The organism is Olivibacter sp. CPCC 100613, from assembly GCF_036959255.1.
Lineage (GTDB): Bacteria > Bacteroidota > Bacteroidia > Sphingobacteriales > Sphingobacteriaceae > Olivibacter.
In genome coordinates this window covers 947,819-971,868 of the sequence record NZ_JAWMTI010000002.1, presented here as the reverse complement: position 1 = coordinate 971,868, position 24,050 = coordinate 947,819, and the positions used below count along the sequence as shown (strand labels likewise).

Genomic DNA, 24,050 nt, shown 5'->3' with positions numbered 1-24,050 from the left:
TATTTTATGTGCAAAATAATTAGTTTTGCCCAAAAAGAAGTGCCACGGTGTTTTATTGTATAAAGGACAATCGCAACCGTAGATAACACGCATCATAAAAAGATGCATAATTTAAAATGAATATGGCTCTTGAAAATACAATAAATCAGGATATCAAAGCAGCTATGCTGGCCAAAAATGAGGCTCGGCTCCGAGGATTAAGGGCAATTAAATCGGCTCTTTTACTGGCAAAAACAGAAAAGGGGGCGAGTGAAACGTTAACGGAGGAGACGGAAGTGAAAGTCTTACAGAAACTCGTTAAACAGCGCAAAGAATCAGCTGAAATTTATTTACAACAGAATAGACAGGACCTTTATCAAATAGAGAAAGAAGAACAGGATGTTATCGAAGAGTATCTGCCCAAACAGCTGAGTAAGGAAGAAATTATTGTAGAGGTACAGCACGTTGTACAAGAGGTTGGAGCCACCAGCATTAAAGATATGGGTAAAGTAATAGGACAGGTTAACCAACGTTTGGCTGGAAAGGCTGACGGAAAGACAATAGCGGAAGTAGTTAAGGAACAGTTAAGCGCCTTATAAGCGCTTAAAATTATTGCGTTCATATCAAGATTATATAGATACTAGGAATTATTATATGGAGTTGACCATTAAGGAAGATAAAGGTTTTAAATATATAGATGAAGGTACAGGAGAGGTGGTGCTTATGCTCCATGGTTTAATGGGTGCCTTGAGTAATTGGGAAGATACGGTTAGTGAGTTGAAGGAGAACTATCGAGTTGTCATCCCGATGCTGCCGATATACGATATGCCGATCATTTCAACGGGTGTTAAGAGTTTAACGAAATGGTTTGAAAAATTTGTTAAACACCTTAAGTTGGACAATTTTGTACTGATCGGTAATTCTTTGGGTGGGCATGTGGCGCTCATGTATGTTGCAGAACACCAAAACAAAGTGAAAGCTTTGGTGTTAACAGGAAGCTCCGGATTATATGAAAATTCATTTGGTGGCTCTTTTCCAAGAAGAGAGAGCTATGACTACATAAAGGAAAAGGTCGAGTTTACGTTTTATGATCCAAAGACTGCTACGAAGGAGTTGGTTGATGAGGTATTCGAAACTGTGAATAATAAAGAGCGTGTCATTAAAACGATCGCTATGGCAAAGTCGGCCATTAGACATAATATGGCCAAAGAATTGCCAAATATGAAAATTCGAGTGGGCCTAATTTGGGGAAAGAACGATAAAATTACCCCACCTGAAGTAGCAGAAGAGTTTTTGGAATTATTGCCAAATGCCGAATTGACTTGGATCGATCAGTGTGGACATGCTCCAATGATGGAACAGCCTTTGCAGTTTAATCAACACCTGAAAGCCTTTCTGAATAAACTGGATGCATAAGTTTGTTCAAAAAGATATGTTTACTTTACATTGATTAAACCAAACGTTGTTTTTATCGTATATATTAGAAATAGTTATTGATGAGTTGGGAGGAAAAAACATAATACACATTTCTCGACTGGCGAAATAAAATAAAAGCGACGATGACTACAGGTGAAATTATAAAAAATGACATATTTCCGGTTCGCCCGGAAGATACCTTGCAGTTTCTCTTGGATAGAATGGCAGAGTATAAAGTGTCACAACTTCCTGTAGTGCAACATAGTGCTTATCTTGGTTTGGTTATTGAAGACGATCTCTTAGAGCATATGGGAGAAATGCGTTTGGAAGCCGTTGCGTCTAAACATGCATTGAAATTGATCTTTGCCTTCGAAAACCAACATGTTTATGATGCACTTCGTCTTTTTCATGCCCACGGGTTAGATATACTGCCGATTGTGGACGAACAACAACAGTACAAAGGAGTGATTACTTTGAAAAATCTAACGGATTTCCTTGCAGAAAACATGGCCTCCGAGGAAGAAGGTGGGATCATCGTATTAGAAATAGGAAATCGGGATAATTCCTTATCACATATAGCGCAAATTGTTGAATCAGATAATACGCAAATTCTTAGTTCAAGTGTCCGAAGTTTTCCTGATTCAACGCGTTTGGAAATCACATTGAAATTGAACAGAACGGATATATCTTCCATCGTAGCTTCGTTTTTGAGACATGATTATATCGTAAAGGGAATTTATAACGATAAGAGAGGTTATGATTCCACCAGGGATCGGTACGATCAATTAATGAAATACCTGGATTTATGATTTTTATAAACGAAATCGACGGAAGTTGCGACTCAAAAAGGATATAAATCAACGTCTGCCTGCTCGTAGTAGGTAGAACAAGTATTATTGCCAAAAAAGCAAAATTAGATAATGAAAATAGCTATCTACGGGAGAGAATTTCAAGATGCTGTTATACAATATGTACAAGCTTTATTCGATCTTTTAGCGAAAGAGAATGTTGAAATATGGGTTTATCAACCCTTTAACGAATTTTTAGCAGATAAAATCGTTTGGAAAAAGGAAACCCACTCCTTCCATTCTTATAAAGAGTTACCTGATGATATTCGTTTTATGTTAAGTCTTGGTGGTGACGGGACCATGCTGGCCGCGGTTTCCATTATCGGTGAAAGTGGCATTCCCGTAACGGGTATTAATTTCGGGCGACTTGGTTTTCTGGCAAGTATCAATAAAGACAAAATCGAAAACGCCCTTGCAGCCTTGCTTTCGGGGCATTATGATATTGAAAAAAGAGTGTTGCTGGCTACCTATAAAAACGAAGGAAAAAGCGTGAATAGTCAGCAATTAGCATTTGCTTTGAACGATATTACCATCATAAAAAAAGATAGCTCTGCTATGATTACCGTTCATGCATATGTGAATGATGAACTATTAAATGCCTATTGGGCAGATGGACTCATTGTCGCAACACCTACAGGCTCTACTGCTTACTCATTAAGTTGCGGTGGACCAATTGTTATGCCCGGTTCGGGAAATTTTATCATTACCCCCATTTCCCCCCATAATCTAAATGTTAGACCTATTGTCGTATCGGATAGTAGTGTAATCCGGATTGAAGTGGAGAGCAGGAGTGATTCTTTTCTTTTTTCTTATGACTCAACAACCGAAACAGTTGACACAGGGACGGCTATATACATTCAAAAAGCAAACTTCGCTATTAACCTGATTCGACTCAAAGAAGAGAGTTTTTTTAGCACAATACGACATAAATTACTGTGGGGACTGGATACCAGAAACTATTAGTTAATAAGCAAATGGGATCTAATTTATTCATATGCGTTCGTAGGCGTAAACATGATTTTCCAGGAAGCGGACAACGGATAACTAAAAGCTAAAACCTAACGGCTTATATAAAATTTCTCTTATCTTTACCACCTTTATTGGAAATGCATGCGCATGATGCTTAAAAATACATCGCTATTGATTGCGATTATGCTTCTTGTGACAAAGATAGGAAGATCCCAGGATTGGGAATTAGGGCTTAGTGGCGGTACGTCGGGTTACATGGGGGAGTTGAATCCCGCGAATCCATTAAAATTAAATGATTGGACACTTGGTTTACTTGTACGAAAGAACCTAAGTAGAAATTGGGCAGTTCGGTTTAATTTTCTTCGTGCTAATACACGGGGGGATGGAGCTTCGAGTTCAAATGAATGGGTAATGCAGCAACAACTGTATTTTAAATCACCCATATATGAGGCATCGCTGGTAGGTGAGTTTAATTTTTTTAAATTTGAACCGTCGTATGGTCGGGTTTCTTATACACCCTACCTATTTGCAGGTATTGGAGGTTTTCATTTTCAACCAAAGAACTATAATTTTGACGGAAAGTTGGTTAATCTACACGATTATCAAACGGAAGGTGTTGATTACAATCGATATAGTTTTAGCATCCCTTTTGGTGTGGGATTTCGCTACAACTTGCGTGGACCATGGACCGTTGGTATTGAATTGGGCTATCGTATAGCATTTACAGATTATTTGGATGATATTAGTGGAGATTATATAAATGGATATGACTGGGTGCCTGATAGAAACAGGTTGGGCGAAGAATCACTGAACCAGCGTCTGCATTTTATTGACCCATCCTATCAGATGTTAATTGGAACACAACGAGGTGATGGCAGAAAAAGAGATGCTTATATGTTGGCAACTTTTACTGTAACGTATGCAATATTTAGGGCAGGGTGTCCCGTTTACATAAAGAAGAACTAACTTTAAAATGACTAATGTTGAACTTATAGACCGTAATAAGTTGCCACGACACATAGCTATCATTATGGATGGAAATGGACGTTGGGCGAAGGAGCGCGGTAAATTAAGAGTTTTTGGCCATAAACGTGGTGTTGATTCCGTGCGAGATGTTTTAGAAGGTGCAGTAGATGTGGGCGTACCTTATTTAACGCTATATACTTTCTCGGCAGAGAATTGGAATCGACCAAAATTAGAAGTTGCGGCACTGATGGAACTGCTCGTTTCTTCCATTGGCAAGGAAACTAAACGATTAATGACAAATGGGGTGAGGTTAAATGCAATTGGCAATCTTGAACAATTACCTCCTCGGGCATTAACCTATCTCAGAAACTGCATAGAGGAAACAGCTTCTAATACCAAATGTACACTGACTTTGGCTTTAAGCTACAGCTCTCGTTGGGAAATTGCGGACGCGGCGAAAAAAATAGCGCAATCGGTTCAGCAAGGTTTATTAAAGCCTGAGGATATTGATGAGCACTTATTTGCGCAACACCTTAATTCCTATCCTCTACCTGACCCTGAATTGATGATTCGTACAAGTGGAGAACAACGTGTTAGTAATTATTTGCTTTGGCAGTTAGCCTATGCAGAATTGTATTTCACGAATAAGCTATGGCCCGATTTTAGGCGTGATGATCTGTACGCTGCTATCGTTGAATTTCAAAATAGAGAACGGAGATTCGGGTTAACCAGTGAACAATTAAAATAGTATTTTAATTTATATATATAAATAGTAGATGCCGGCATTGCAAAATGGTTGAAAAAAAATAGTTTAACAAAAATTAACAACTGTTTATTTTACTTTAGCGGCGATAAATAAATTCGATGAAGCGACTTTTTCTTTTAATAGGTTTTTGTTTGATAGGAGCGCAAATTGCTTCGGCACAACTTCGTATGGGTAATTCGGCTAAACAAACCGGCGGTTCAAGTTATTTGAACCCAAAAGATTACATTATAGGAGGGGTAACGATAAGTGGTACCAAATTTTTAGATAACGATGTGTTGTTGACGATTTCTAAATTGGCTGTTGGTGACCGTATTGAAGTACCGGGAGAAGCCACTTCTAATGCAATAAAAAATCTATGGTCGCAAGGGCTTTTTGATAATATTGAGCTGACCATAGACCAGGTTCGGGGAGATACCATATTTTTTAATATTGATGTTGTGGAGCGACCGCGTCTAACACGTATTGATCTTAACGGCTTAAGCAAAAGTCAAACCGAGGAAGTAAGAAAACGCCTAAACGAAAATACAGGGAAAATCATCAACGAAAACCTACTTAATACCACACAGAATACGATTAAACGTTATCTTAGGGAAAAAGGTTATTTGTATCCTGATATCAACATTTCACAAGTAAAGGATACGACGGAAGCAAATAATCAAATCCTAAAAGTAGCAGTCAAAAAAAATAAGAAGGTAAAAGCCAAAAAGATAAATTTCACAGGTAATAAGGAGTTTTCCAATGCAAAAATGCATAAATACCTGAAAAAAGTTAAGCAGAAGAGATGGTGGCGTTTCTGGGGGCCGGGTAAGTTTAACTACGAAAAATACGGTGAAGGTAAAGAGTCCCTTATCTCTAAAATGCGTAGCAAAGGATACCGGGACGCAACGATTATCCGTGATTCTGTTACACAACTGGATCGGAAGAACGTGCGCGTTGATATCGATGTTTATGAAGGTCCAAAATATTATTTTGGTAACATATCCTGGTCAGGTAACGCAAAATATACGGACGAAACGCTCAGTAAAATTCTGGGTATAGAAAAAGGTGAAGTGTTCAGTGAAGAAAAATTGAATACTAAATTATTGGGGCCTTCCAAAACCGGAGCAGATGTATCCGCTTATTATATGGATGATGGATATTTAACCTTTCAGGTAGATCCTGTACAGACTAAAATTTATGCCGATACCATTGATTTGGAAATGCGCATGTATGAAGGGCCTCAATATGATGTTAATCGAATTTTGCTAAAAGGAAACGACGTTACAAACGATAAGGTGGTTCGACGTCAATTGCAAACGAAGCCGGGACAAAAATTCTCCAAGACGAATATCATGCGTGATATTCGTGAAATTGCGACGTTAGGAAATTTTGATGAATCAAAAACATCGCCGGTACCCAAGCCTAATCCTGCCGATGGAACGGTAGATATTGAGTATACCGTGGCAGAGAAACCCTCTGATCAGGTGGAATTGTCAGGTGGTTTCGGAGCTGGACGTATTATCGGTACGCTAGGATTAACATTCAATAATTTTTCTACGAAGAATTTATTCAATAAAAAAGCCTGGAAACCACTTCCTCGTGGGGATGGGCAAAAGCTAAGTTTGAGGGGCCAAACGAGCGGTAAATCGTATCAATCTTATAGTTTCTCCTTCTCTGAGCCTTGGCTAGGCGGTAAAAAACCTATTTACTTTGGGGTGAGTGCCTTTACATCGATGTCTGCATATGGTGGTTACGATTACTATACGGGTCGTGAAAATGTGACGGAAAGCACTCCTAAAATCCGGATGAACGGTATAACCCTTAGTTTGGGTAAGCGTTTAAAATGGCCTGACTATTATTTTCAGGTGAATTACTCGTTGAACTTGCAACAATACAAGTTGCGTAATTACGATGCCTACTTCTTGTTTAGAAACGGTACATCTTATAACATAAACTTAACACAAGAGATCAGCCGGAACTCGCTGAGCGATCCAATTTTCCCGACCTCGGGATCCAATTTGCGCTTCACGATTCAGGCAACACCTCCTTATTCGTTGTTTAATAATATCAATTACCCTACCGCACCCGATCATATCCGTTATCGGTGGGTGGAATATCACAAGTGGAAATTTGATTCGCAATGGTTTCAAACAGTTGTTGGAAAGCTCGTATTTAAAGCACAGGCTCAATTCGGATTTATTGGATCTTATAGCAAAGTCACCGGTACATCTGCTTTCGAACGTTTTAAATTAGGGGGAGATGGTATGATGGGCTTCGATTTCTTGCAAGGTTCGGAAGTGGTAGCGATGCGTGGTTATGCGAATGGTTATGTAATACCGGAAACAAAAACAAATAGTCAAGATATTCAGATTGCACGGAATTCGGGTAGTCCAATTTATACGCGTTATCAAATGGAATTGCGTTATCCGGTGATGATGAACGAACAGGCTAAGGTATTTCTATTAGGTTTTGCAGATGCCGGTAATACGTGGGATGCCTTCAAAGATTTTAACCCATTTAAGGTGCGCCGTTCGGTAGGTATTGGTGCACGTATCTTCCTGCCGATTTTCGGTCTGTTAGGAATCGATTACGGCCATGCCTTCGATCCGATCCCGGGTGTTGATAGAAGCCAATGGCGTCAACCATTCACTTTCAGTATAATGCAACAAATGGGTGGATTTAATTAACGGTGTAAAAACGATGAAGTGCTAAAAAATGTTAAATTTTCTGTTTAAAGTATAGGAATGGTATTATATTTGGCATTCAAAACGAAAAAGAGATTCGTTTACTTATCTGTGGGATATTAAACCTTCAAAAGAAAGCGATGTCTTAAAAGGCATAAAGAATTGACAATATGAACACTAAAAAAATATTCTTAACGTTAGCTTTTATATTCATTGCCGGAGCTTCTGCGTTCGCACAGCGCTTTGCTTATGTAGACAGCGAATATATACTGAAACACATACCTGAATATGTTTCTGCACAGAAACAGTTAGAGGATATGTCCGAAAAATGGCAAAAAGAAGTAGACGCCAGATATAGCGGCATAGAAAGGATGTACAAGGCCTATCAACAGGACCAGGTAATGCTCAGTGATGAGATGCGGAAGAAAAGGGAAGATGAAATTGTTCAAAAGGAACGAGAAACCAAAGAGTTTCAAAAGAAAATTTTCGGTTTTGAAGGGGACCTTTATAAGGAACGTTTAAAATTAATCAAACCCATCCAAGAGCGTGTTTCCAAGGCGATACAAGCAATTGCTGAAAGTCAAAATCTGGATGTGGTGCTTGATAAGGGAAGTGAAGTAACCTTTCTCTACTCGAACCCAAGATTGGATAAGAGTAATGATGTAATCACGCGCTTAGGTTATAAACCGGAAGCACTTGCAAAATAGGGAATACTTGCTTAAAATTGCATCGATTTTCAAGTCCGTGGTCAAGCGTCTTGCCGGCTACGGATTGTGGCGTGTAAAATGTAATTAACTTAAACAAAAATTATAGACGGCTCCCCGGAGTCAACAAATTAAAATTGCGAATGAAACATTTATTTAAGTCGGTTTTAGTAGCTGCAGGATTATTTTTAACAGTTGGTGCTGTGCGTGCACAACAAAAGATTGGGCATGTGAATTCACAGGAAATTTTGCTTCTAATGCCGGAGTACAAAACTGCAAATCAAGCGTTGGAGACTTTTGTAGGTACCAAACGTACAGAGATTCAACAAATGGATGCTGAGCGTCAGAAAAAGATCACCACATTCATGGATAAGCAAAAAACCAGAAGTGAAGCGAATAAGGAAGCAGTAGATAAAGAGTTGCAAACGTTGAGTACAGAAATCCAACAAATGGAAGGACGCATGGGAGAAGTGCAACAAAAGGCTGAACAAGAAGTAGGTGCAAAAAGAGAAGAAGTCTTCCAACCTGTTTTTGAAAAAGCGGAGAAAGCAATCCAAGCGGTAGCAAAAGAGAAGGGCTATGCGTATATTCTTGATATTGCTCAACAATCAGTTTTATACTTCGAAGGCGGAGATGATATCAGCGCTGCAGTAAAAACAAAATTAGGAATCGATCCGAACGCGAAACCGGTAGCTCCGGCAGCTAATACACCTGCTGCTACAACGCCAGCACCGGTGACAAAATAATTTATTAAAAAACAAGAGAAGCCGTTTCTACTAAGCAGAAGCGGCTTTTTTTTGCCTTTTGAATGGAACCTCAGTTGATTCTATTTGGCTATGCTGTTAATTGTATGCTTAACTACCTCATAATTAACGTATATAAATCGTTATCTATTTTTATTTAAAAACGTTCTAAATAGCTGTGTTTGACAAAGTTTTGACACTGTAACAAGCGTATAGCTGTACTTTTGTCGACAGTATAATATAGAGAGGGTAAAGAGACCTTGGAGCATCTTAAAGTAATAGCATTTACACACAAACATGTTGACCTAAAAGATTTAGGTAATTTGGTTATTTGTAATGAGGAGCTTGAAAGCCGACTGATCAATGTCAAGAATAATTTTGATATCGAAGAGATTTTTTACGTAGGAACATGTAACCGAGTGGAGTTTGTCTTTCACGGAAAGCATATGTTAACCGGCGATTTTGTGAAGAACTTTTTGCGGGGTTTAAACTTTTGTGTACCTGATGAACAATTTGACCAATTTCTTAACCAGGTAACTACCTATGATGGCTTAGAGGCTTTGCACCATTTATTTCGGATGTCTTGTTCTTTGGAGAGCCTGGTAGTTGGAGAGAAAGAGATATTGGCGCAGGTTCGTCGAGCTTATGAAAGATGTCGAAAAAGCGGTTTAACAGGTGATTTTATGCGTTTAATGATGAATAGCCTGGTAAAAACGGCCAAAGAGGTTTATACGCATACGATGATCTCCCGCAATCCAGTGTCTGTTGTCTCATTGGCTTATCGTAAATTAAGAGACCTTCAGTTTACGGATAATCCCCGAATTTTATTAGTAGGAGCAGGAGAAACCAACCAAAATATTTCTAAATACCTTCAAAAGCATAAATTTTCAAATTTCGTTGTGTTCAATCGGACGATGGATAAAGCGACACGTTTAGCAAAAGAACTAAATGGCAGAGCGTTTCCATTAAGGGAATTAAGGAATTATAAAGAAGGTTTCGATATACTGATTACCTGTACAGGCGCTACAGAGCCCGTAATAACGCCTACGATTTATACGAACTTGTTAAATGGAGAGGCTACTAAGAAAATTGTGGTTGATTTAGCTATTCCGAATGACGTTTCAGAAGAGGTGATTGCTGAGAATGCTATACATTATATAGAAGTTAGTGGGTTGCAGGCAATTGCTAACAAGAATCTCCAAGAGCGCTATAATGAACTTATCCATGCTGAACGAATTATTGAAAGCAATGTGGCTGAGTTTTTGCCAATTTTAAAACAACGGAAGGTTGAGATCGCTATGCGGCAAGTTCCTGAAAAAGTAAAGGAAATCAAATCTTTTGCATTGAATACCGTTTTCGCAAATGAACTTAATTCTTTAGATGCCAGCTCCAGAGAGGTTTTGGAGAAAGTGATTAATTACATGGAGAAAAAGTATATCAGTGGTCCAATGGTCCTTGCCAAGGAAATATTAATGGCAAAGAGTAAAGAGACGGCAGAAAATTAGCATGCTGACACTTTCTATATATTGCTTTTAGCTTATCACATTATTTTTCTATTTTTATAGCAATTAGGATGGTTATCTAACAATACACCATCTTTTTTAGTATTTAGGAAGGTGGGCGTGCATATCGGTTCTAGATCAACTGCCGGCATAGGTCTGCTTAAGAGAGATTATTTACAAATGCAATATAAAATATAACGGTGGATAGAAAGCTTATTATTGGAACAAGAGGTAGCGATTTGGCTTTGTGGCAAGCTAACCATGTAAAAGATCGTTTGGCTGTAATTGGTATACAAGCGGAGCTTAAAGTGATCAAAACACAGGGGGACAATATACAGCACCTTCGTTTAGATAAATTGGAAGGCAAGGGTTTTTTTACGAAGGAGCTGGAAGAAGAATTACTTGCTGAAAGAATCGATATAGCGGTGCATTCACACAAAGATCTTCCGACTACAAATCCACCTGGATTAAAAATTGCAGCAGTCTCCGAACGAGAAGATCCTTCCGAGTTATTGATTATTTTGAAGGATTGTGTCGATCTTAAAAAAAGATTGTCCGTTAAACACAACGCCATTGTTGGCACTTCATCCAACCGACGGAAAGCACAATTGCTGGCTTTTAGACCTGATTTGGAAATTGAGGATCTACGAGGCAATGTAAATACCCGTTTACAGAAATTGCGCGATGAAAAATATGACGCGATTATGCTGGCGAAGGCTGGTGTTGAACGTTTGAAGTTAGATCTCAGTGAATTTCATGTAGAAGTTATACCTCCAACGGAAATTATTCCAGCACCAGCACAAGGTGTTTTGGCGATTCAAATTCGTGCGTCTGATCAGGCGGTAAATGAGATCTTGCAAAAAATACACCAACCTGATGTTGCGGAGGCTATTGGTGTAGAACGTAAAGTGCTTAATCTTTTCGAGGGCGGTTGTCATATGCCGTTGGGTTGTTATTGCCGGCAAACGACTACAGGCTATGAGGTTTGGACCGCGAAAGCGAAAGATGGAGAGAGCTTTCCTACGCGTTTATATCTTAAGGCAGGAAGTGTCGATGGTTTGGCAGAAACGATTCTGGAAAAATTTGGCTCGGACAGAAAGCTACCGGGATCAGTTTTCATCACGCGCGAATTGACTGAAACTTCTTTTCTGAAGCGATCTTTGGAACAACATCATATAAAAGTTGAAGGACGTTCGCTTATCAAAATTTTTTCCATTATCAATACCTTGGACCCTTACATATTAAAATATGTTCGGTGGGTGTTTTTCAGCAGTAAGAACGGAATCGAAAATTTCTTCAAGTTAAACCCAAGACTGAGTAAGCACGTTCAATACGCTGTAGTGGGTAGAGGTTCTGAAGAAGCTTTAAGAAGCCATGGAATCATACCGGCATTCACGGGGGAAGCTGAAGGGATAGAAATGGAAAAGGTAGGGGATGCCTTTGCTGAGGTGGCGGCAGGTTCTACCGTACTTTTCCCTCGAGCTAAAGGCTCGTTACAGACTATACAAAGTCGGCTAACGGCTGATACGAAGGTTATTGATTTACCCGTTTACGAAACACGTATTGATGAACATGTTGAAGGTTCGGGAGCAGATGTCCTGATTTTTACAAGTCCGACCAATGTAGAAGCCTACTTTAAGGATAATTTAGTTGAACCGGGACAGAAGGTGATCAGCATCGGTAACTCGACAGGAAAAAAACTGGAAGAGATGGGGGTACAATATACGCTACCTTTTTCACCCGATGAGCTGGGTTTGGCAGAGGCAGTTTTTGCGCTTGACTACAGCGTCGGGAAACCGGCAAAAAATGACTCGGCAGGAACTGTCACCCCATTGCTATAATATGTTTTGCTTGTTCAATCGCACATTTTCATGCTTATCTTTGTAACAAGATAAATTCTCAAAGGCTTAGTATACGAGCACCTCCCTTTTCTTTCGAAAGTATTTGGTGTTTAGCTTCATCAGGCTATAAGATTTGTCTTGAGAGATTAGATTAATAAAAGAAAATGATTTATCGACAACGTAGATTACGTAAAAATCCAATTGTTAGGGAAATGGTGGCAGAAACTCATCTGTCTAAAGATATGTTTATATATCCTTATTTTATAGTTCCCGGAAATCAAGTGAAACATGCCTTACCCTCCTTGCCGGGAATATACCACTTCTCTATTGATAAACTGATCGAAGATGTAGCAATCGGATTAAAATTAGGGGTTAATAAAATTATGCTTTTTGGTGTCGGAGAAGAAAAAAGCTCAGATGCACATACCGCATACGATAACCATGGATTAGTCCCTAAAGCGATCAGAGCGCTTCGGGAAGCTTTTGGCAATGACTTATATATCGTTACTGACGTATGTGTATGCTCGTATACAACGCATGGGCATTGCGGAATTTTAACAGACGATTATGTTCAGAATGATGAGACAATAGCTGTTTTGACAAAAATGTCATTGGCTCATGCAGAAGCAGGAGCCGATATGTTAGCACCCTCGGATATGATGGATGGAAGAATTGGAGCTATCAGAAAGGCTTTGGATGAGCATAATCACGTGAATGTTGCGATCATGTCGCATGCCACAAAATTTGCCTCATCTTATTATGGCCCATTTAGGGAAGCGGCGGACTGCGCTCCTAGTAAAGGGGACAGAAAAGCGTATCAGATGGATTTTAGAAATCCGAATGAAGCTTTAAGGGAAGCTTTTTTAGATGAGGAGGAAGGTGCTGATGTGTTAATGATTAAACCGGCTTTGGCTTATTTGGATGTTATTAGCCGAATCAAGCAGGAAACCAATTTACCTTTAGCATGTTATAATGTTTCAGGTGAATTTGCGATGGTCAAAGCTGCGGCGCAAAATGGTTGGATAGATGAACAAAAGATTGTTATGGAAACGATGTATGCTTTTGTCCGCGCAGGTGCCCGCATTATCACGACCTATCATATTAGGGATATGGTAGAGCAGAAATGGATTTAATTTCGAAAATAGTTAGGTAGTTAAGTAGGGGAGTAGTTAGGTGGTTATGGATGATGAATATCCTACTTGACGTTTTAACGACTCTACTACTTAACGTTTCAACAAATAATAAACATGTTAGATTCCATAAAAAAGATGTTTTCTGGAAATGAAGAGGAGCTTCGTATAGCAGGATCCAAGGTAGATATATCACGTGAAAAATCAACGGTTTTGTTTGAAAAAGCAAAGAAATATTTTCCGGGAGGGGTGAATTCCCCGGTGCGTGCTTTTAAGTCGGTATATGGTACGCCGCTGTTTATCGAGAAGGGGGATGGATGTTTTTTGTGGGATGCTGATGGGAATCAGTTTATAGATTTCTGTTGTTCTTGGGGCCCATTAATCCTTGGACATAACCATCCGAAGATACGCGAGGCTGTTATTTCTACACTTCAACATGGTTTGAGTTTTGGTGCGCCAACTGCACTGGAGAATGAGTTGGCGGAGTTAATACTAAAAAACAATAGGTATATTCAAAAGTTACGATTCGTTAGCTCCGGAACGGAAGCTGTTATGTCTGCTATTCGTCTCGCTCGGGGCTATACCAAACGAGATAAGATCATTAAGTTTGATGGTTGTTATCACGGGCATTCTGATTCGTTGCTGGTGAAGGCAGGTTCAGGACTGGTAACCTTTGGTGAAACCTCTTCTTTAGGAGTCCCTAAATCATTTGCTGATGAAACGATTGTGATCGGATTAAATGATAAGGAGGCTTTGGAACGCGCTTTTGCTGAATTCAGTGGGGAAATTGCTGCAGTAATAATTGAAGGAATCCCGGCCAACAACGGTTTGTTAATGCAGAATAAAGAGTACATTGAATTTCTGCGCAAGATAACAAGTGACCATGGAAGTTTGCTTATCTTCGATGAGGTGATTACCGGTTTTAGATTAGGATTTGAAGGTGCAGCTGCTTATTATGATGTGCAACCCGACATTATAACCTATGGTAAGATCATTGGGGGTGGAATGCCAGTGGGAGCTTATGGAGCTTCTGAAGAGATTATGCATTATATCTCGCCGGATGGTGGTGTTTACCAAGCAGGGACTTTATCAGGTAATCCGGTGGCTATGGCAGCGGGAATTGCACAGTTGAGTGAATTAAATAAACCTGGATTTTATAAGGAACTGAACAAAAAAGGAGCAGAATTTTCTGCATCTATCCAACGTTATGCAAGTGCAAAGAATTATAAGGTGCGTGTATTTAACATAGGATCTATATTTTGGATTGCTTTTACGGATAAAGAGCATGTGTATGCTGCTACTGACATTGAAGCAGAAAGTATGGAAAAGTATAAGGTAATGCATCGAGAATTGTTAAATAGAGGTGTTTATTTAGGACCTTCAGGTTACGAGGTTGGTTTTATTTCGGCAGCCCACTCCAAAATAGAACTAGAGAAAGCGAAAAGAGCTATATTTGAAAGTCTGGACGTAGTGTTTAAATAGATGTTAGGATTAAGAAGTTAGCTTTTAGGTTCTATAAGTTTAATTAGCTAACGACTAACGACTAACAAACTAACAACTAATTAGGTATGCGAAAACCATTGTTTTTATTTTATTTCCTCGTTTTCTATGCCGTAGCGCAAATCGTATGGTGGGGAATGCTTCTAATGGAATTGGAACCATTAAGAAAAGGCATGGTTATTGGCGAGGGATTTATCTTTATGACCATTTTTTTGGTTGGTGCGATTAAACTGAAAAGGGCTTTCGTGCATGAACATAAAACACATAAACAACAACATAATTTCCTTCTCTCGGTTACTCATGAGCTGAAATCACCTTTAGCATCCATTAAGTTATATATACAAACGATCTTAAAACGTGATCTCAACAAAGAACAACGTGATCAGTTTTTATCGAATTCCTTAAAAGATATTGAGCGTTTAGACGATTTGGTAGAAAATGTACTGTTGGCAACTAAATTGGAAAGTGTCGGAAAAAGCATTCCAAAGGAAGAATTCGACTTCTCTGAACTGACGGGGCGGATAACGGATCGTTTACAAGTACATTCTTGCACATCTCAAATCATTAAAGCCGATATTCAATCTAACATTTTCTATGTGGGAGATAAATTGGCGATAACTTCCGTTATTACCAACCTAATTGAGAATGCCATCAAGTATTCTCCCCCTTGTGCTCATGTTAATGTGAAACTGTACAAACAGGAAGGACAGATACGATTTTCTGTAGCGGATTTAGGAATAGGCATAAATGATGAGGAAAAAAAACGTATTTTTAATAAATTTTATCGTGTTGGGAGTGAAGATACCCGTAAAACTAAGGGAACGGGTTTAGGATTATATATTGTAAAATCAGTATTAGATAAACATAACGCCCAAATCAAAGTATTAAATAACGCTCCTACAGGGAGTATTTTTGATGTAACATTTAATTGATATGCAAGCAAAACAACGCATACTTCTCGTAGAAGATGAAGAGCACTTGCTCGAAGCCATCAAGTTGAATCTTGAATTGGAAGGGTATAAAGTAACTACAGCTACGGACGGTAAAAAAGCGCTTAAAAAGTTTAAAGAAGAGCGTTTTAATTTGATCATCTTAGATGTTATGATTCCTGAAATTGATGGGTTTCAGGTAGCGGAGACCATTCGTTTGGAAAATACAGAGGTCCCGATTATGTTCCTTACGGCTAAGAATACCAGTGAAGATCGCATTACGGGTTTAAAGAAAGGTGCTGACGATTATTTAGTTAAACCCTTTAATCTGGAAGAGCTTATTTTACGCGTAGGTAATTTGGTAAGAAGAGGAATGAAAGGTGATGACTTGAAAGAGCTTAATTCGTATCAAATCGGCGACAAAGCTATTTACTTTAACTCATTTGAGTTACACCATGCTGACGGTACGATTACTGCTTTAACCAAGAAGGAAACGATGCTGTTAAAATTATTGATAGAACGGCGAAACGAGGCGGTTTCGCGCGAACAGATTTTAGAGACGGTGTGGAATTATGACGTGTACCCCTCTACCCGGACAATTGATAATTTCATTTTAACCTTCCGGAAGTACTTTGAACCCGATCAAAAAAATCCAATATATTTCCATTCCATTAGAGGTGTTGGTTATAAATTTACCGATAGCAAGACGCATTAGCCTATGATGACTTCAAAGGCTAGACTGGGTGTTGTTGTACTTGCCGTGTTGTTACTAGCTTATACCGTTTACGCCGAGACATATCAACTAACGGCATTAATGGCTTGTTTGATCGGCTATACGATATGGAGTTACTATAGAGACGGTACAGTACTGTTAGCGTCTGAAGCTTTTAAGAAGAAACAATATGATTTGGCTCGTAGCCTTTTAGCAGATATCAAAAACCCTGATCATCTGAGAAAGAAACGGCGAAATTATTATGAGTTCATTAGCGGTAGTCTAGACTTACAGTTATTAGACTACGAAGGTGCAGAAAGACATTTTCAAATTGCCAGTAGATTGCCTTTTCGTCGTAAAAATGATAAGGCACTTATCTTTGTGAACTTGGCGAATATTAATTTAATGAAGAAAGATTACGATCGCGTGAAGGCCTATTTGGAAAAAGTAAAGGAATTGGAGGTAAGTAGTCGCATTGCGCAGATTGTAAATAGAATCGAAAACGAAATACCCAAATAAAGTGACCACAGCTATAAAAGATAGTTTATTTATTCGCGCTGCTTTTTCGCAGCCAACGGAACGTCCCCCGGTATGGATGATGCGACAGGCGGGCAGATTTATGAAAGAATACTGGGATATAAAGAATAAATATTCTTTCTTGGAAATGTGCAAAACACCTGAAATAGCCGCTGATGTAACTATGTTACCGGTTGATTTGCTGGGAATAGATGCGGCTATTCTGTTCTCTGACATCTTGGTGACGGCTGAAGCGATGGGGGGGGAGTTAAGTTTTACACAAGGCATTGGACCCAAATTTGCTAATCCGGTGCGTAACGAAAAGGATATTGATGCATTGGAAACCGATGTTGCGGATAGATTACAATATGTGGCGGATGCTATTCGGGTCATTCAGCAGCGACTGAATGGAACGATTCCATTAATAGGTTTTGCAGGAGCTCCTTTTACGGTTTTAAGTTATTTGATCGAGGGAGGATCTTCAAAAGATTTTAAACTCACGAAGCTTTTTCTCAATAACCATCCCGAACTCGCCCATAAGCTGCTAAAGAAAATTGCGGATGTTACCGCTACCTATTTGAATATGCAAATTGCGGCAGGCGTGAACGCGTTGCAGTTATTTGACAGCTGGGCACTTGCATTATCATGGGATGATTATCGCGAATTTTCTCACCAATATAATGCGGGAATTATTGCGCAACTTGATCGAAAAGATATACCGGTTATTTCTTTCTGTAAAGGAAGTTCGGTGTTTGCACCACTTATGGCCGAGGCGAAACCGGATGTGATCTCGGTCGACTGGAACGCAGACCTGAAACAGATAAAAAACAATTTGCCGAAAGGAATAGCCGTACAGGGTAACTTAGACCCCTTTATCTTATATGCTGACAAAGCGGTAATAAAGAAAAAAATTTTACATCTCTTCGAACGTATGCGTAGTGAAGAAGGCTTTATCTTCAATTTAGGACATGGCATCATGCCGGATATTCCTTTTGATAACGTAAAGTATGCAATTGATGTAGTAAAGGAGTTTAGCTATTGAGTTTTTGCTGCCGGTTGTTGGTTATTTGTTCTTCGTCATGAATAAGACGTATATTTCAAATAACTAACAACTAACAACTAGTAATGGGAAAATGTATTTATACGCAAAAGCCATACATATTATCTTTGTTGTTTGCTGGATGGCCGGTCTTTTCTATATGGTTAGGTTGTTTATCTACCATACGGAGGCGAAGCAACGCCCTGAAAATGAATACCTCATTTTACACAAGCAGTTTGTTTTCATGGAGCGCAAGTTGTGGTGGATCATTGCAACACCTTCGATGTACTTAACGATTGCTGCCGCTGCAGTGATGATGCATCTAAATCCAGCCTGGTGGTCTCAACCTTGGATGCATGTTAAGCTGACTTTTGTTTTGGGACTGATTGTTTACCATTTTATTTGCCAACGGATTATGTTTCGGTTGGAGAAAGACACAAATCAATGGACTTCCACTAAACTAAGGTTATGGAACGAACTGGCTACCGTGCTATTGTTTGCCATTGTGTTTACTGTAGTGCTGAAAAGTGCACTTAATTGGGTTTATGGTGTAATAGGACTGATTTTGTTTTCGATTATGCTTATGATGGCCGTGAAGCTATATAAAAAAATACGAGAGAAAAGCAACTAGCCTATTGGCTAATTGCGGTTATTTTCCTTTCCAATATAGCATACTGATTATCCAAATATTTTTCCATGTCATGTTGTTTATATTTTCTGGAATTATCCATCATGGCATTTAAGAGCCCCATTCCTAAGCGGATATTACGTTCGTCAACCGCATTGGGCTTATCTTTCGCGATAGCCAAATTATAATTGAGCTGTTCTGTAATATAATCCCCGTTTCTTTTTATCAATTCATTTGCTTTGGTTTTTTCATCAACTTCATAAAGTGTGTCTGATAGGAAATAGTAATCAACTGCCTGGTTCATGCTTAGAATTTGTTTAGGCATAACTTCTAAACATTTATCAATTACTTTTTTTGCTTCCGCTTTTTGATTAGCTGCTACGAGTTCCTTCGATAAAATATTGAAATTGTTCGTGTATTGAGGGATTACATTTCGGGTAAGCGGATCTAGGTAATTTAATTTATTCACATGTGCCCACGTATATTGATGCATCAAGTTATTATATAAGCCCCACCTATTTGTGTATTGTGTATTAGGGGCCGTTTCGTTTGATACGGTAGCGCTTGCTTTTGACAGATCAACCGGCATTAATTTGTTCAAAAGTCCTTCGTTTACTAAATATTTGCTTAAGCCCAAGGTTTCGCTGGGCGGGATGCTAACAAAATAAATGGGACGTTTCCATGCATTGTTTTTTAGAATATCCAAAATCGCTAAATCGCCGCGTGTAATGTAATCTCGATTGAAATCCCATTCCATACTATCCGTAATAAAATCTTCCCAGCCTTTGGGTACGACTTTATGTGCGATCACTTCGCTTTTGTTGATGCTAAGTTTCATTTTTTTCGTCGGTAAAAAATTTTCTCCCGAACGATCCGATTTGTCGTCCGGATGATCAGACAGCATAATACTTAGCAGATCGTTGATCTCCACCGCTTTATCAATATGATAGTCTTCATATACAAGATAGTCGCGTACGCCCTTATCAACCTTAGAAGGTTCAATTGTAATTGGCAAGGCTGCGGACTGATTGATTTTTTTGCGCATTTGTTTCAGGTACCAATCTGAATTAAGGTAACCAATATTAACAATCCTAACGTCCGGACGAATTCCCTCTACTTCCTGTGCATACCAAATAGGGAACGTGTCGTTGTCACCATAGGTAAATAGGATGGCATTTGGTTCGCAAGAAGCAAGGTAATTACGAGCGTATAGATCCCTCGTGGTATATTTTTCAGAGCGATCGTGATCATCCCATCCTTTGTAAAGTAACAGAAAAGGAACTGAAAATAGGCAGACCAAAACAGTCGGTATAATATGGGTGTTTTTTTTGACGAAATTAGTCAGCGCAATTACACCTAAGCCGATCCAGATCGAGAACGTATAGAAAGATCCAACATAGGCGTAATCACGTTCCCGTGGTTGAATTGGGGTATCATTTAAGTAAAGAACAATCGCCAGTCCCGTAAAAAAGAACAATAGTAATAAAATACTCGTATCCTTTTTATTATGCCGATAATGCCAAAACAAACCAATGAGACCTAAAATGAAAGGTAAAAAGTAAAAGTGATTGCTGGATGGATCTTTTTTTGCAGATGAGGGTAAATCGTATTGACCGCCCAAACGCATATTATCGATTACTTTAATGCCACTGGCCCAATTTCCGTCGGTCAGATTACCAAGTTGCCCCGACTCGTCATTTTGTCTGCCTACAAAATTCCACATAAAATAGCGCCAGAACATTATACCTGCTTGATAGGTGGAAAAAAAATGTAAGTTACTTAAAAAATTTGGATGCTCATTTTCGGCCAAATGAAGCCAATGTTTATAGAATTCGCTGTCCTTTTCACTATAAACACGCGGAAATAGCGTCGTGCGGTCATATTTATAAATAGATTTATGGCCGACAACGGTGTATTTATTCGCATCTTTGCGATAAATAGGAGCGCCATTTTCCACAGCAATCGGATTGGAGTCAAAATATTTCCCTGTAATAAGCGGATTAGATACATATTGATCACGCGTTACATACTCTAAAAAAGAAAAAATATTGTCGGGTTGATTATTGTTAAGGGAAGGGTTGGCGTCTCCTCTAATAAATACCATAACAAAAGAGCTGTAACCGAATAATATAAAGCAAAAACAAAGTAATACTAAATTTAGTTGAACTTTATTTCGTTTAATAGAATAGCGAATGCCGAGGACAGTGGCTGTGACTAGCAATGAAATAAACACAGAAATACCAGTTCCAAAGGAAAGTCCTAATGTGTTTACGAAAAAGAAATCGAACTGAGCGGCGGCTTTAATTATGTATTGGATTACACCCCATAAGATGGCGGCTAATAGCAGAAAGCTCAGGCTAAGATACTTGATAACACCCCTCATGGTCACCTGTTTTGTTCTCTTAAAAAAGATAACGAAAGCAAGAACCGGAATAGTGAGCAGGTTAAGCAAATGGACGCCGATCGAGAGTCCCATAATGTAAGCAATTAAGACAAGCCATTTGGCTGATCTTGGTTCATGTTCATGTGCCTCCCATTTCAAAGCAAGCCAAAATATAATTGAGGTGCATAGGGCCGACATGGCGTATACTTCACTCTCTACAGCAGAAAACCAAAAACTATCAGAAAAGGCAAAGGTCAAAGCACCTACGGTGCCGGCACTTAAGAGCTTGATTAGGGTGGTTTGACTTAGAACAGCACTTTCAATGGAGAAGATTTTTCTTGCAAGTGCCGTAATTGTCCAAAATAGAAAGAGCACCGTAAGACCACTGCAGATGGCGGAGCCTGTATTCATCCAATAAGCCAACGCCGTTTTGTCCCCTAATGCCAGGTTGGAGAAAATATTTTGTAACATTAAAAATAGCGGGGCACCTGGTTGGTGAACAATCTGTAGTTTATAAGAGGCCGCAATAAACTCTCCGCAGTCCCAAAAACTTACCGTTGGTTCTTTCGTGAAAAAGTAGACGATGGTTGCCACGAGTGCACAGGACCAACCGATAAGATTGTTGAGCTTCTTGTATGTCTTCTCCATAATAAGGTTGTTTTGTTACCTTAAAAATAAAGGGAGAAAATGTTAAAATCGGGGAATGAAATGTTAAAAGTAGTAATGTATGTGTTTTTGTTACACGAGCGTTTCTTTAATACGCGATGGAAGGCTATTATAAACTAATTCATAACTATGATCAATGAGTTCTTTTAATTGCTTGAGCGAAAGCTCGCCATTTGCCTTTACAGTATTCCAATGTTTCTTATTCATATGATAACCCGGGAGCACGCTCGACGGAAATTGCTCTCGCAATTCGATCGCTCGTTCAGGATCGCATTTTACATTAAACGATAAAGGTTGTGCGTCAAGGCCCGTTAAGAGAAAGACTTTGTCAGCAACTTTAAAGACTAACGTATCAGGGCCAAATGGAAACCCTTCATTTACACCTTTTTTACTTAGACAATAGGTTCTTAATTCTTCGATGTTCATTTTTAAAGTAAAAATTCAAAAGTAAAAATTCAAAAATTAAACAACACTAGTAACCAACAACCAACACTTAATCACTAACACCTAATAGCTAACAACCAATAACCAACAACCAATAACTAATATAATATCGTAAACTTCATATCCAGGGGGTTAAAGAATTTAAGTAAATCCTTTATAAGTTCATCACCATATTTGACATACAAAAGCCCAAAGTTCTCTACCCGTTCTTGGAGCTCTCCATTAGGAAAAAATTTCTCTTTTATTTTATCGATCTGTGATACAGCATCGTCAAAATTTAGTTTATCTGCTTTAACAAATTTCTTCTCCAGGTTGTTGACGGCTTTACACAATCTAGTTTTTATCGCTTCCGCACTGGGGCGTAAGGTCGGATCAATTTTGGTTGCTCTTTCTTTAATACGTTCAAATATAGCTTCCATCTCAAGCCACTCGTCATTTAAATTGAGGCGGTGTTTGGAATGAATACGCACATATTCCCTTTTTAGCTCGTCCGCTTTACGGAAGAGACTTTTAAAGGTTAAATTAAGTCTAAAAATTTTGTAATCTAGATGCTCATTGGAAACAATGGCCGAGTTGCGGGGTAGCAAAATAGGAAAATCTACTTTGTAATAGTCAAAATTACTTTTTAATTGCAACCAGTACACGATTTCTGCTCCTCCACCAATATAACAGAGATTTGGTAAGACCACTTCTTGGTAGAGTGGTCGCATGACTACGTTAGGACTAAAGCGTTCGGGATGATGTTCTATTTCATTTATCAGTTCATCTTTGGAGAAAGATTTATTGTGATGTAAGATCTCAAAATCTCCCTTTGGTGTTTGGACGATTCGTTCTCTATATTCTTCTGTCAAGTAAAAGAAATTAATTTCCCGAGCGTGTACCTGTGCTTCGAATCCCGCGTTTTCTAGGGCCTCCGTTGTTTGTATGATGTTTCGATAGCTATGTTGTTCTAAAATATCTTCCTTGATATATGGGACAAACAGCGCTTTTAAATCGGGATGATCTGCATCCAGCACAACCAATCCATAGGCTCCAAATAGACCATTTACCAGATAACGTGTAGCGTCAGCCAAATTTGTGTGCTGTAGATAGGCTTCTTCAACCAGCTTCGCTAACTTATCTGAATTATGACTTAAGCCAAGCAGTTTTTGATATTTCTTGACCGTACGGGCCATCGATAAGGTTTCCATCCGGCCAGTACCGGCCTGAGCAGGAACATCCCATTTAATTATTTCTCCCTGCAATTGCGTATGATTGATTTCTGCAAAATCATGGTCTTCTGTAGCCATCCAATAAACAGGGACAAAATTATAATCCGGAAATTTTTCCTTCAGTTGTTTGCATAATTTGATGGTGCTGACAATTTTGAAGATAAAGTACAAAGGTCCTGTGAAGATATTTAACTGATGTCCGGTTGTAACGGTAAATGTATTTTCTTCCCCTAATAAGCGAATGTTGTTTTTTACATCCGAAGGAAGGTTGACAAAAGAATTGTATTGACTGCTTAAGGTATTTACCAGTACCTTTCGGTTGATTTTAGTTGCTTTCTGACTGATTTGCTTTTCAAAGCCGGCCATCGTTGGATCATTGCCCAAGAAAGGAGCCAGCTTTTTATCCTTTGCTATATAAGCTAATAAGGTTTCCGAAAAACTATTGGTATCGCTGTAATTAATATAACTTGCTTTCATTTGTAAATAATCTTTATC

Annotated in this window: 21 protein-coding genes; 18 read left to right on the top strand and 3 right to left on the bottom strand. The window is 38.9% G+C overall.

Annotated elements, in window-relative coordinates:
- Positions 1 to 122: 122 nt before the first annotated feature.
- The 18 genes from RYH73_RS10580 to RYH73_RS10495 all read left to right on the top strand — a co-directional run bounded on the left by RYH73_RS10580 (position 123) and on the right by RYH73_RS10495 (position 18,854).
- Positions 123 to 578 carry a GatB/YqeY domain-containing protein gene (locus RYH73_RS10580; protein ID WP_335313391.1) on the top strand — a complete coding sequence of 152 codons (456 nt, stop codon included), beginning with the start codon at positions 123 to 125 and terminating at the stop codon, positions 576 to 578.
- Positions 579 to 633: 55 nt separating this feature from the next.
- Entirely contained in the window at positions 634 to 1,395 is a 762-nt protein-coding gene (locus RYH73_RS10575; protein WP_335313390.1) for an alpha/beta fold hydrolase, read from the top strand.
- A 143-nt stretch (positions 1,396 to 1,538) separates the two neighbouring features.
- On the top strand, positions 1,539 to 2,204 hold the full coding sequence (locus RYH73_RS10570) for a CBS domain-containing protein (RefSeq protein ID WP_335313389.1): 666 nt from the start codon (positions 1,539 to 1,541) through the stop codon (positions 2,202 to 2,204).
- 111 nt (positions 2,205 to 2,315) lie between these two features.
- On the top strand, positions 2,316 to 3,206 hold the full coding sequence (locus RYH73_RS10565) for an NAD kinase (RefSeq protein WP_335313388.1): 891 nt from the start codon (positions 2,316 to 2,318) through the stop codon (positions 3,204 to 3,206).
- 153 nt (positions 3,207 to 3,359) lie between these two features.
- Positions 3,360 to 4,178 carry a type IX secretion system protein PorG gene (gene porG, locus RYH73_RS10560; protein WP_335313387.1) on the top strand — a complete coding sequence of 273 codons (819 nt, stop codon included), beginning with the start codon at positions 3,360 to 3,362 and terminating at the stop codon, positions 4,176 to 4,178.
- Positions 4,179 to 4,185: 7 nt separating this feature from the next.
- On the top strand, positions 4,186 to 4,926 hold the full coding sequence (locus tag RYH73_RS10555; protein ID WP_335313386.1) for an isoprenyl transferase: 741 nt from the start codon (positions 4,186 to 4,188) through the stop codon (positions 4,924 to 4,926).
- 116 nt (positions 4,927 to 5,042) lie between these two features.
- Positions 5,043 to 7,610 (top strand): outer membrane protein assembly factor BamA, encoded by a 2,568-nt coding sequence (bamA, locus tag RYH73_RS10550; RefSeq protein WP_335313385.1) that lies wholly within the window; start codon positions 5,043 to 5,045, stop codon positions 7,608 to 7,610.
- A 167-nt stretch (positions 7,611 to 7,777) separates the two neighbouring features.
- Positions 7,778 to 8,314: an OmpH family outer membrane protein gene (locus tag RYH73_RS10545; RefSeq protein ID WP_335313384.1), complete on the top strand. Its 537-nt coding sequence runs from the start codon at positions 7,778 to 7,780 to the stop codon at positions 8,312 to 8,314.
- Between the two features lie 140 nt (positions 8,315 to 8,454).
- On the top strand, positions 8,455 to 9,057 hold the full coding sequence (locus RYH73_RS10540) for an OmpH family outer membrane protein (protein WP_335313383.1): 603 nt from the start codon (positions 8,455 to 8,457) through the stop codon (positions 9,055 to 9,057).
- Positions 9,058 to 9,314: 257 nt separating this feature from the next.
- On the top strand, positions 9,315 to 10,559 hold the full coding sequence (gene hemA, locus RYH73_RS10535; RefSeq protein WP_335313382.1) for a glutamyl-tRNA reductase: 1,245 nt from the start codon (positions 9,315 to 9,317) through the stop codon (positions 10,557 to 10,559).
- Positions 10,560 to 10,756: 197 nt separating this feature from the next.
- A complete protein-coding gene (hemC, locus tag RYH73_RS10530) occupies positions 10,757 to 12,397 on the top strand; it encodes a hydroxymethylbilane synthase (RefSeq protein WP_335313381.1) in 1,641 nt (546 codons plus the stop codon).
- 164 nt (positions 12,398 to 12,561) lie between these two features.
- The gene (gene hemB / locus RYH73_RS10525; RefSeq protein WP_335313380.1) at positions 12,562 to 13,530 is read left to right on the top strand and encodes a porphobilinogen synthase; all 969 of its coding nucleotides are present in this window, start codon (positions 12,562 to 12,564) and stop codon (positions 13,528 to 13,530) included.
- Positions 13,531 to 13,644: 114 nt separating this feature from the next.
- Positions 13,645 to 15,009 carry a glutamate-1-semialdehyde 2,1-aminomutase gene (gene hemL / locus RYH73_RS10520; protein ID WP_442946069.1) on the top strand — a complete coding sequence of 455 codons (1,365 nt, stop codon included), beginning with the start codon at positions 13,645 to 13,647 and terminating at the stop codon, positions 15,007 to 15,009.
- Between the two features lie 86 nt (positions 15,010 to 15,095).
- On the top strand, positions 15,096 to 15,959 hold the full coding sequence (locus tag RYH73_RS10515) for a sensor histidine kinase (RefSeq protein WP_335313378.1): 864 nt from the start codon (positions 15,096 to 15,098) through the stop codon (positions 15,957 to 15,959).
- A 1-nt stretch (position 15,960) separates the two neighbouring features.
- Positions 15,961 to 16,671, top strand: a complete 711-nt coding sequence (locus RYH73_RS10510) for a response regulator transcription factor (RefSeq protein WP_335313377.1) — start codon at positions 15,961 to 15,963, stop codon at positions 16,669 to 16,671.
- A 3-nt stretch (positions 16,672 to 16,674) separates the two neighbouring features.
- Complete coding sequence (locus RYH73_RS10505) at positions 16,675 to 17,187, top strand: tetratricopeptide repeat protein (protein ID WP_335313376.1); 513 nt, start codon at positions 16,675 to 16,677, stop codon at positions 17,185 to 17,187.
- Positions 17,188 to 17,200: 13 nt separating this feature from the next.
- Positions 17,201 to 18,226 (top strand): uroporphyrinogen decarboxylase, encoded by a 1,026-nt coding sequence (gene hemE / locus RYH73_RS10500; RefSeq protein WP_442946074.1) that lies wholly within the window; start codon positions 17,201 to 17,203, stop codon positions 18,224 to 18,226.
- Between the two features lie 91 nt (positions 18,227 to 18,317).
- Positions 18,318 to 18,854 (top strand): CopD family protein, encoded by a 537-nt coding sequence (locus RYH73_RS10495; protein WP_335313374.1) that lies wholly within the window; start codon positions 18,318 to 18,320, stop codon positions 18,852 to 18,854.
- A gap of 1 nt (position 18,855) precedes the next feature.
- Here RYH73_RS10495 and RYH73_RS10490 read toward each other — a convergent pair whose 3' ends face one another.
- The 3 genes from RYH73_RS10490 to bshC all read right to left on the bottom strand — a co-directional run bounded on the left by RYH73_RS10490 (position 18,856) and on the right by bshC (position 24,032).
- Entirely contained in the window at positions 18,856 to 21,882 is a 3,027-nt protein-coding gene (locus RYH73_RS10490; RefSeq protein WP_335313373.1) for a glycosyltransferase family 117 protein, read from the bottom strand.
- Between the two features lie 90 nt (positions 21,883 to 21,972).
- Positions 21,973 to 22,326: an MmcQ/YjbR family DNA-binding protein gene (locus RYH73_RS10485; protein ID WP_335313372.1), complete on the bottom strand. Its 354-nt coding sequence runs from the start codon at positions 22,324 to 22,326 to the stop codon at positions 21,973 to 21,975.
- 116 nt (positions 22,327 to 22,442) lie between these two features.
- Positions 22,443 to 24,032, bottom strand: coding sequence for a bacillithiol biosynthesis cysteine-adding enzyme BshC (bshC, locus tag RYH73_RS10480; RefSeq protein WP_335313371.1), 1,590 nt, complete (start codon positions 24,030 to 24,032; stop codon positions 22,443 to 22,445).
- Positions 24,033 to 24,050 lie beyond the last annotated feature (18 nt).

Excerpts from the sequence above, each read along its gene's own strand:
- RYH73_RS10505 (WP_335313376.1), top strand. The coding sequence starts at position 16,675 with ATGATGACTTCAAAGGCTAGACTGGGTGTTGTTGTACTTGCCGTGTTG.
- hemL (WP_442946069.1), top strand. The coding sequence starts at position 13,645 with ATGTTAGATTCCATAAAAAAGATGTTTTCTGGAAATGAAGAGGAGCTT.
- RYH73_RS10495 (WP_335313374.1), top strand. The coding sequence starts at position 18,318 with ATGTATTTATACGCAAAAGCCATACATATTATCTTTGTTGTTTGCTGG.
- RYH73_RS10570 (WP_335313389.1), top strand. The coding sequence starts at position 1,539 with ATGACTACAGGTGAAATTATAAAAAATGACATATTTCCGGTTCGCCCG.
- RYH73_RS10510 (WP_335313377.1), top strand. The coding sequence starts at position 15,961 with ATGCAAGCAAAACAACGCATACTTCTCGTAGAAGATGAAGAGCACTTG.
- porG (WP_335313387.1), top strand. The coding sequence starts at position 3,360 with ATGATGCTTAAAAATACATCGCTATTGATTGCGATTATGCTTCTTGTG.
- hemB (WP_335313380.1), top strand. The coding sequence starts at position 12,562 with ATGATTTATCGACAACGTAGATTACGTAAAAATCCAATTGTTAGGGAA.
- RYH73_RS10565 (WP_335313388.1), top strand. The coding sequence starts at position 2,316 with ATGAAAATAGCTATCTACGGGAGAGAATTTCAAGATGCTGTTATACAA.
- RYH73_RS10490 (WP_335313373.1), bottom strand. The coding sequence starts at position 21,882 with ATGGAGAAGACATACAAGAAGCTCAACAATCTTATCGGTTGGTCCTGT.
- RYH73_RS10555 (WP_335313386.1), top strand. The coding sequence starts at position 4,186 with ATGACTAATGTTGAACTTATAGACCGTAATAAGTTGCCACGACACATA.
- RYH73_RS10515 (WP_335313378.1), top strand. The coding sequence starts at position 15,096 with ATGCGAAAACCATTGTTTTTATTTTATTTCCTCGTTTTCTATGCCGTA.
- bshC (WP_335313371.1), bottom strand. The coding sequence starts at position 24,032 with ATGAAAGCAAGTTATATTAATTACAGCGATACCAATAGTTTTTCGGAA.
- RYH73_RS10545 (WP_335313384.1), top strand. The coding sequence starts at position 7,778 with ATGAACACTAAAAAAATATTCTTAACGTTAGCTTTTATATTCATTGCC.
- RYH73_RS10580 (WP_335313391.1), top strand. The coding sequence starts at position 123 with ATGGCTCTTGAAAATACAATAAATCAGGATATCAAAGCAGCTATGCTG.
- RYH73_RS10575 (WP_335313390.1), top strand. The coding sequence starts at position 634 with ATGGAGTTGACCATTAAGGAAGATAAAGGTTTTAAATATATAGATGAA.
- bamA (WP_335313385.1), top strand. The coding sequence starts at position 5,043 with ATGAAGCGACTTTTTCTTTTAATAGGTTTTTGTTTGATAGGAGCGCAA.
- RYH73_RS10485 (WP_335313372.1), bottom strand. The coding sequence starts at position 22,326 with ATGAACATCGAAGAATTAAGAACCTATTGTCTAAGTAAAAAAGGTGTA.
- RYH73_RS10540 (WP_335313383.1), top strand. The coding sequence starts at position 8,455 with ATGAAACATTTATTTAAGTCGGTTTTAGTAGCTGCAGGATTATTTTTA.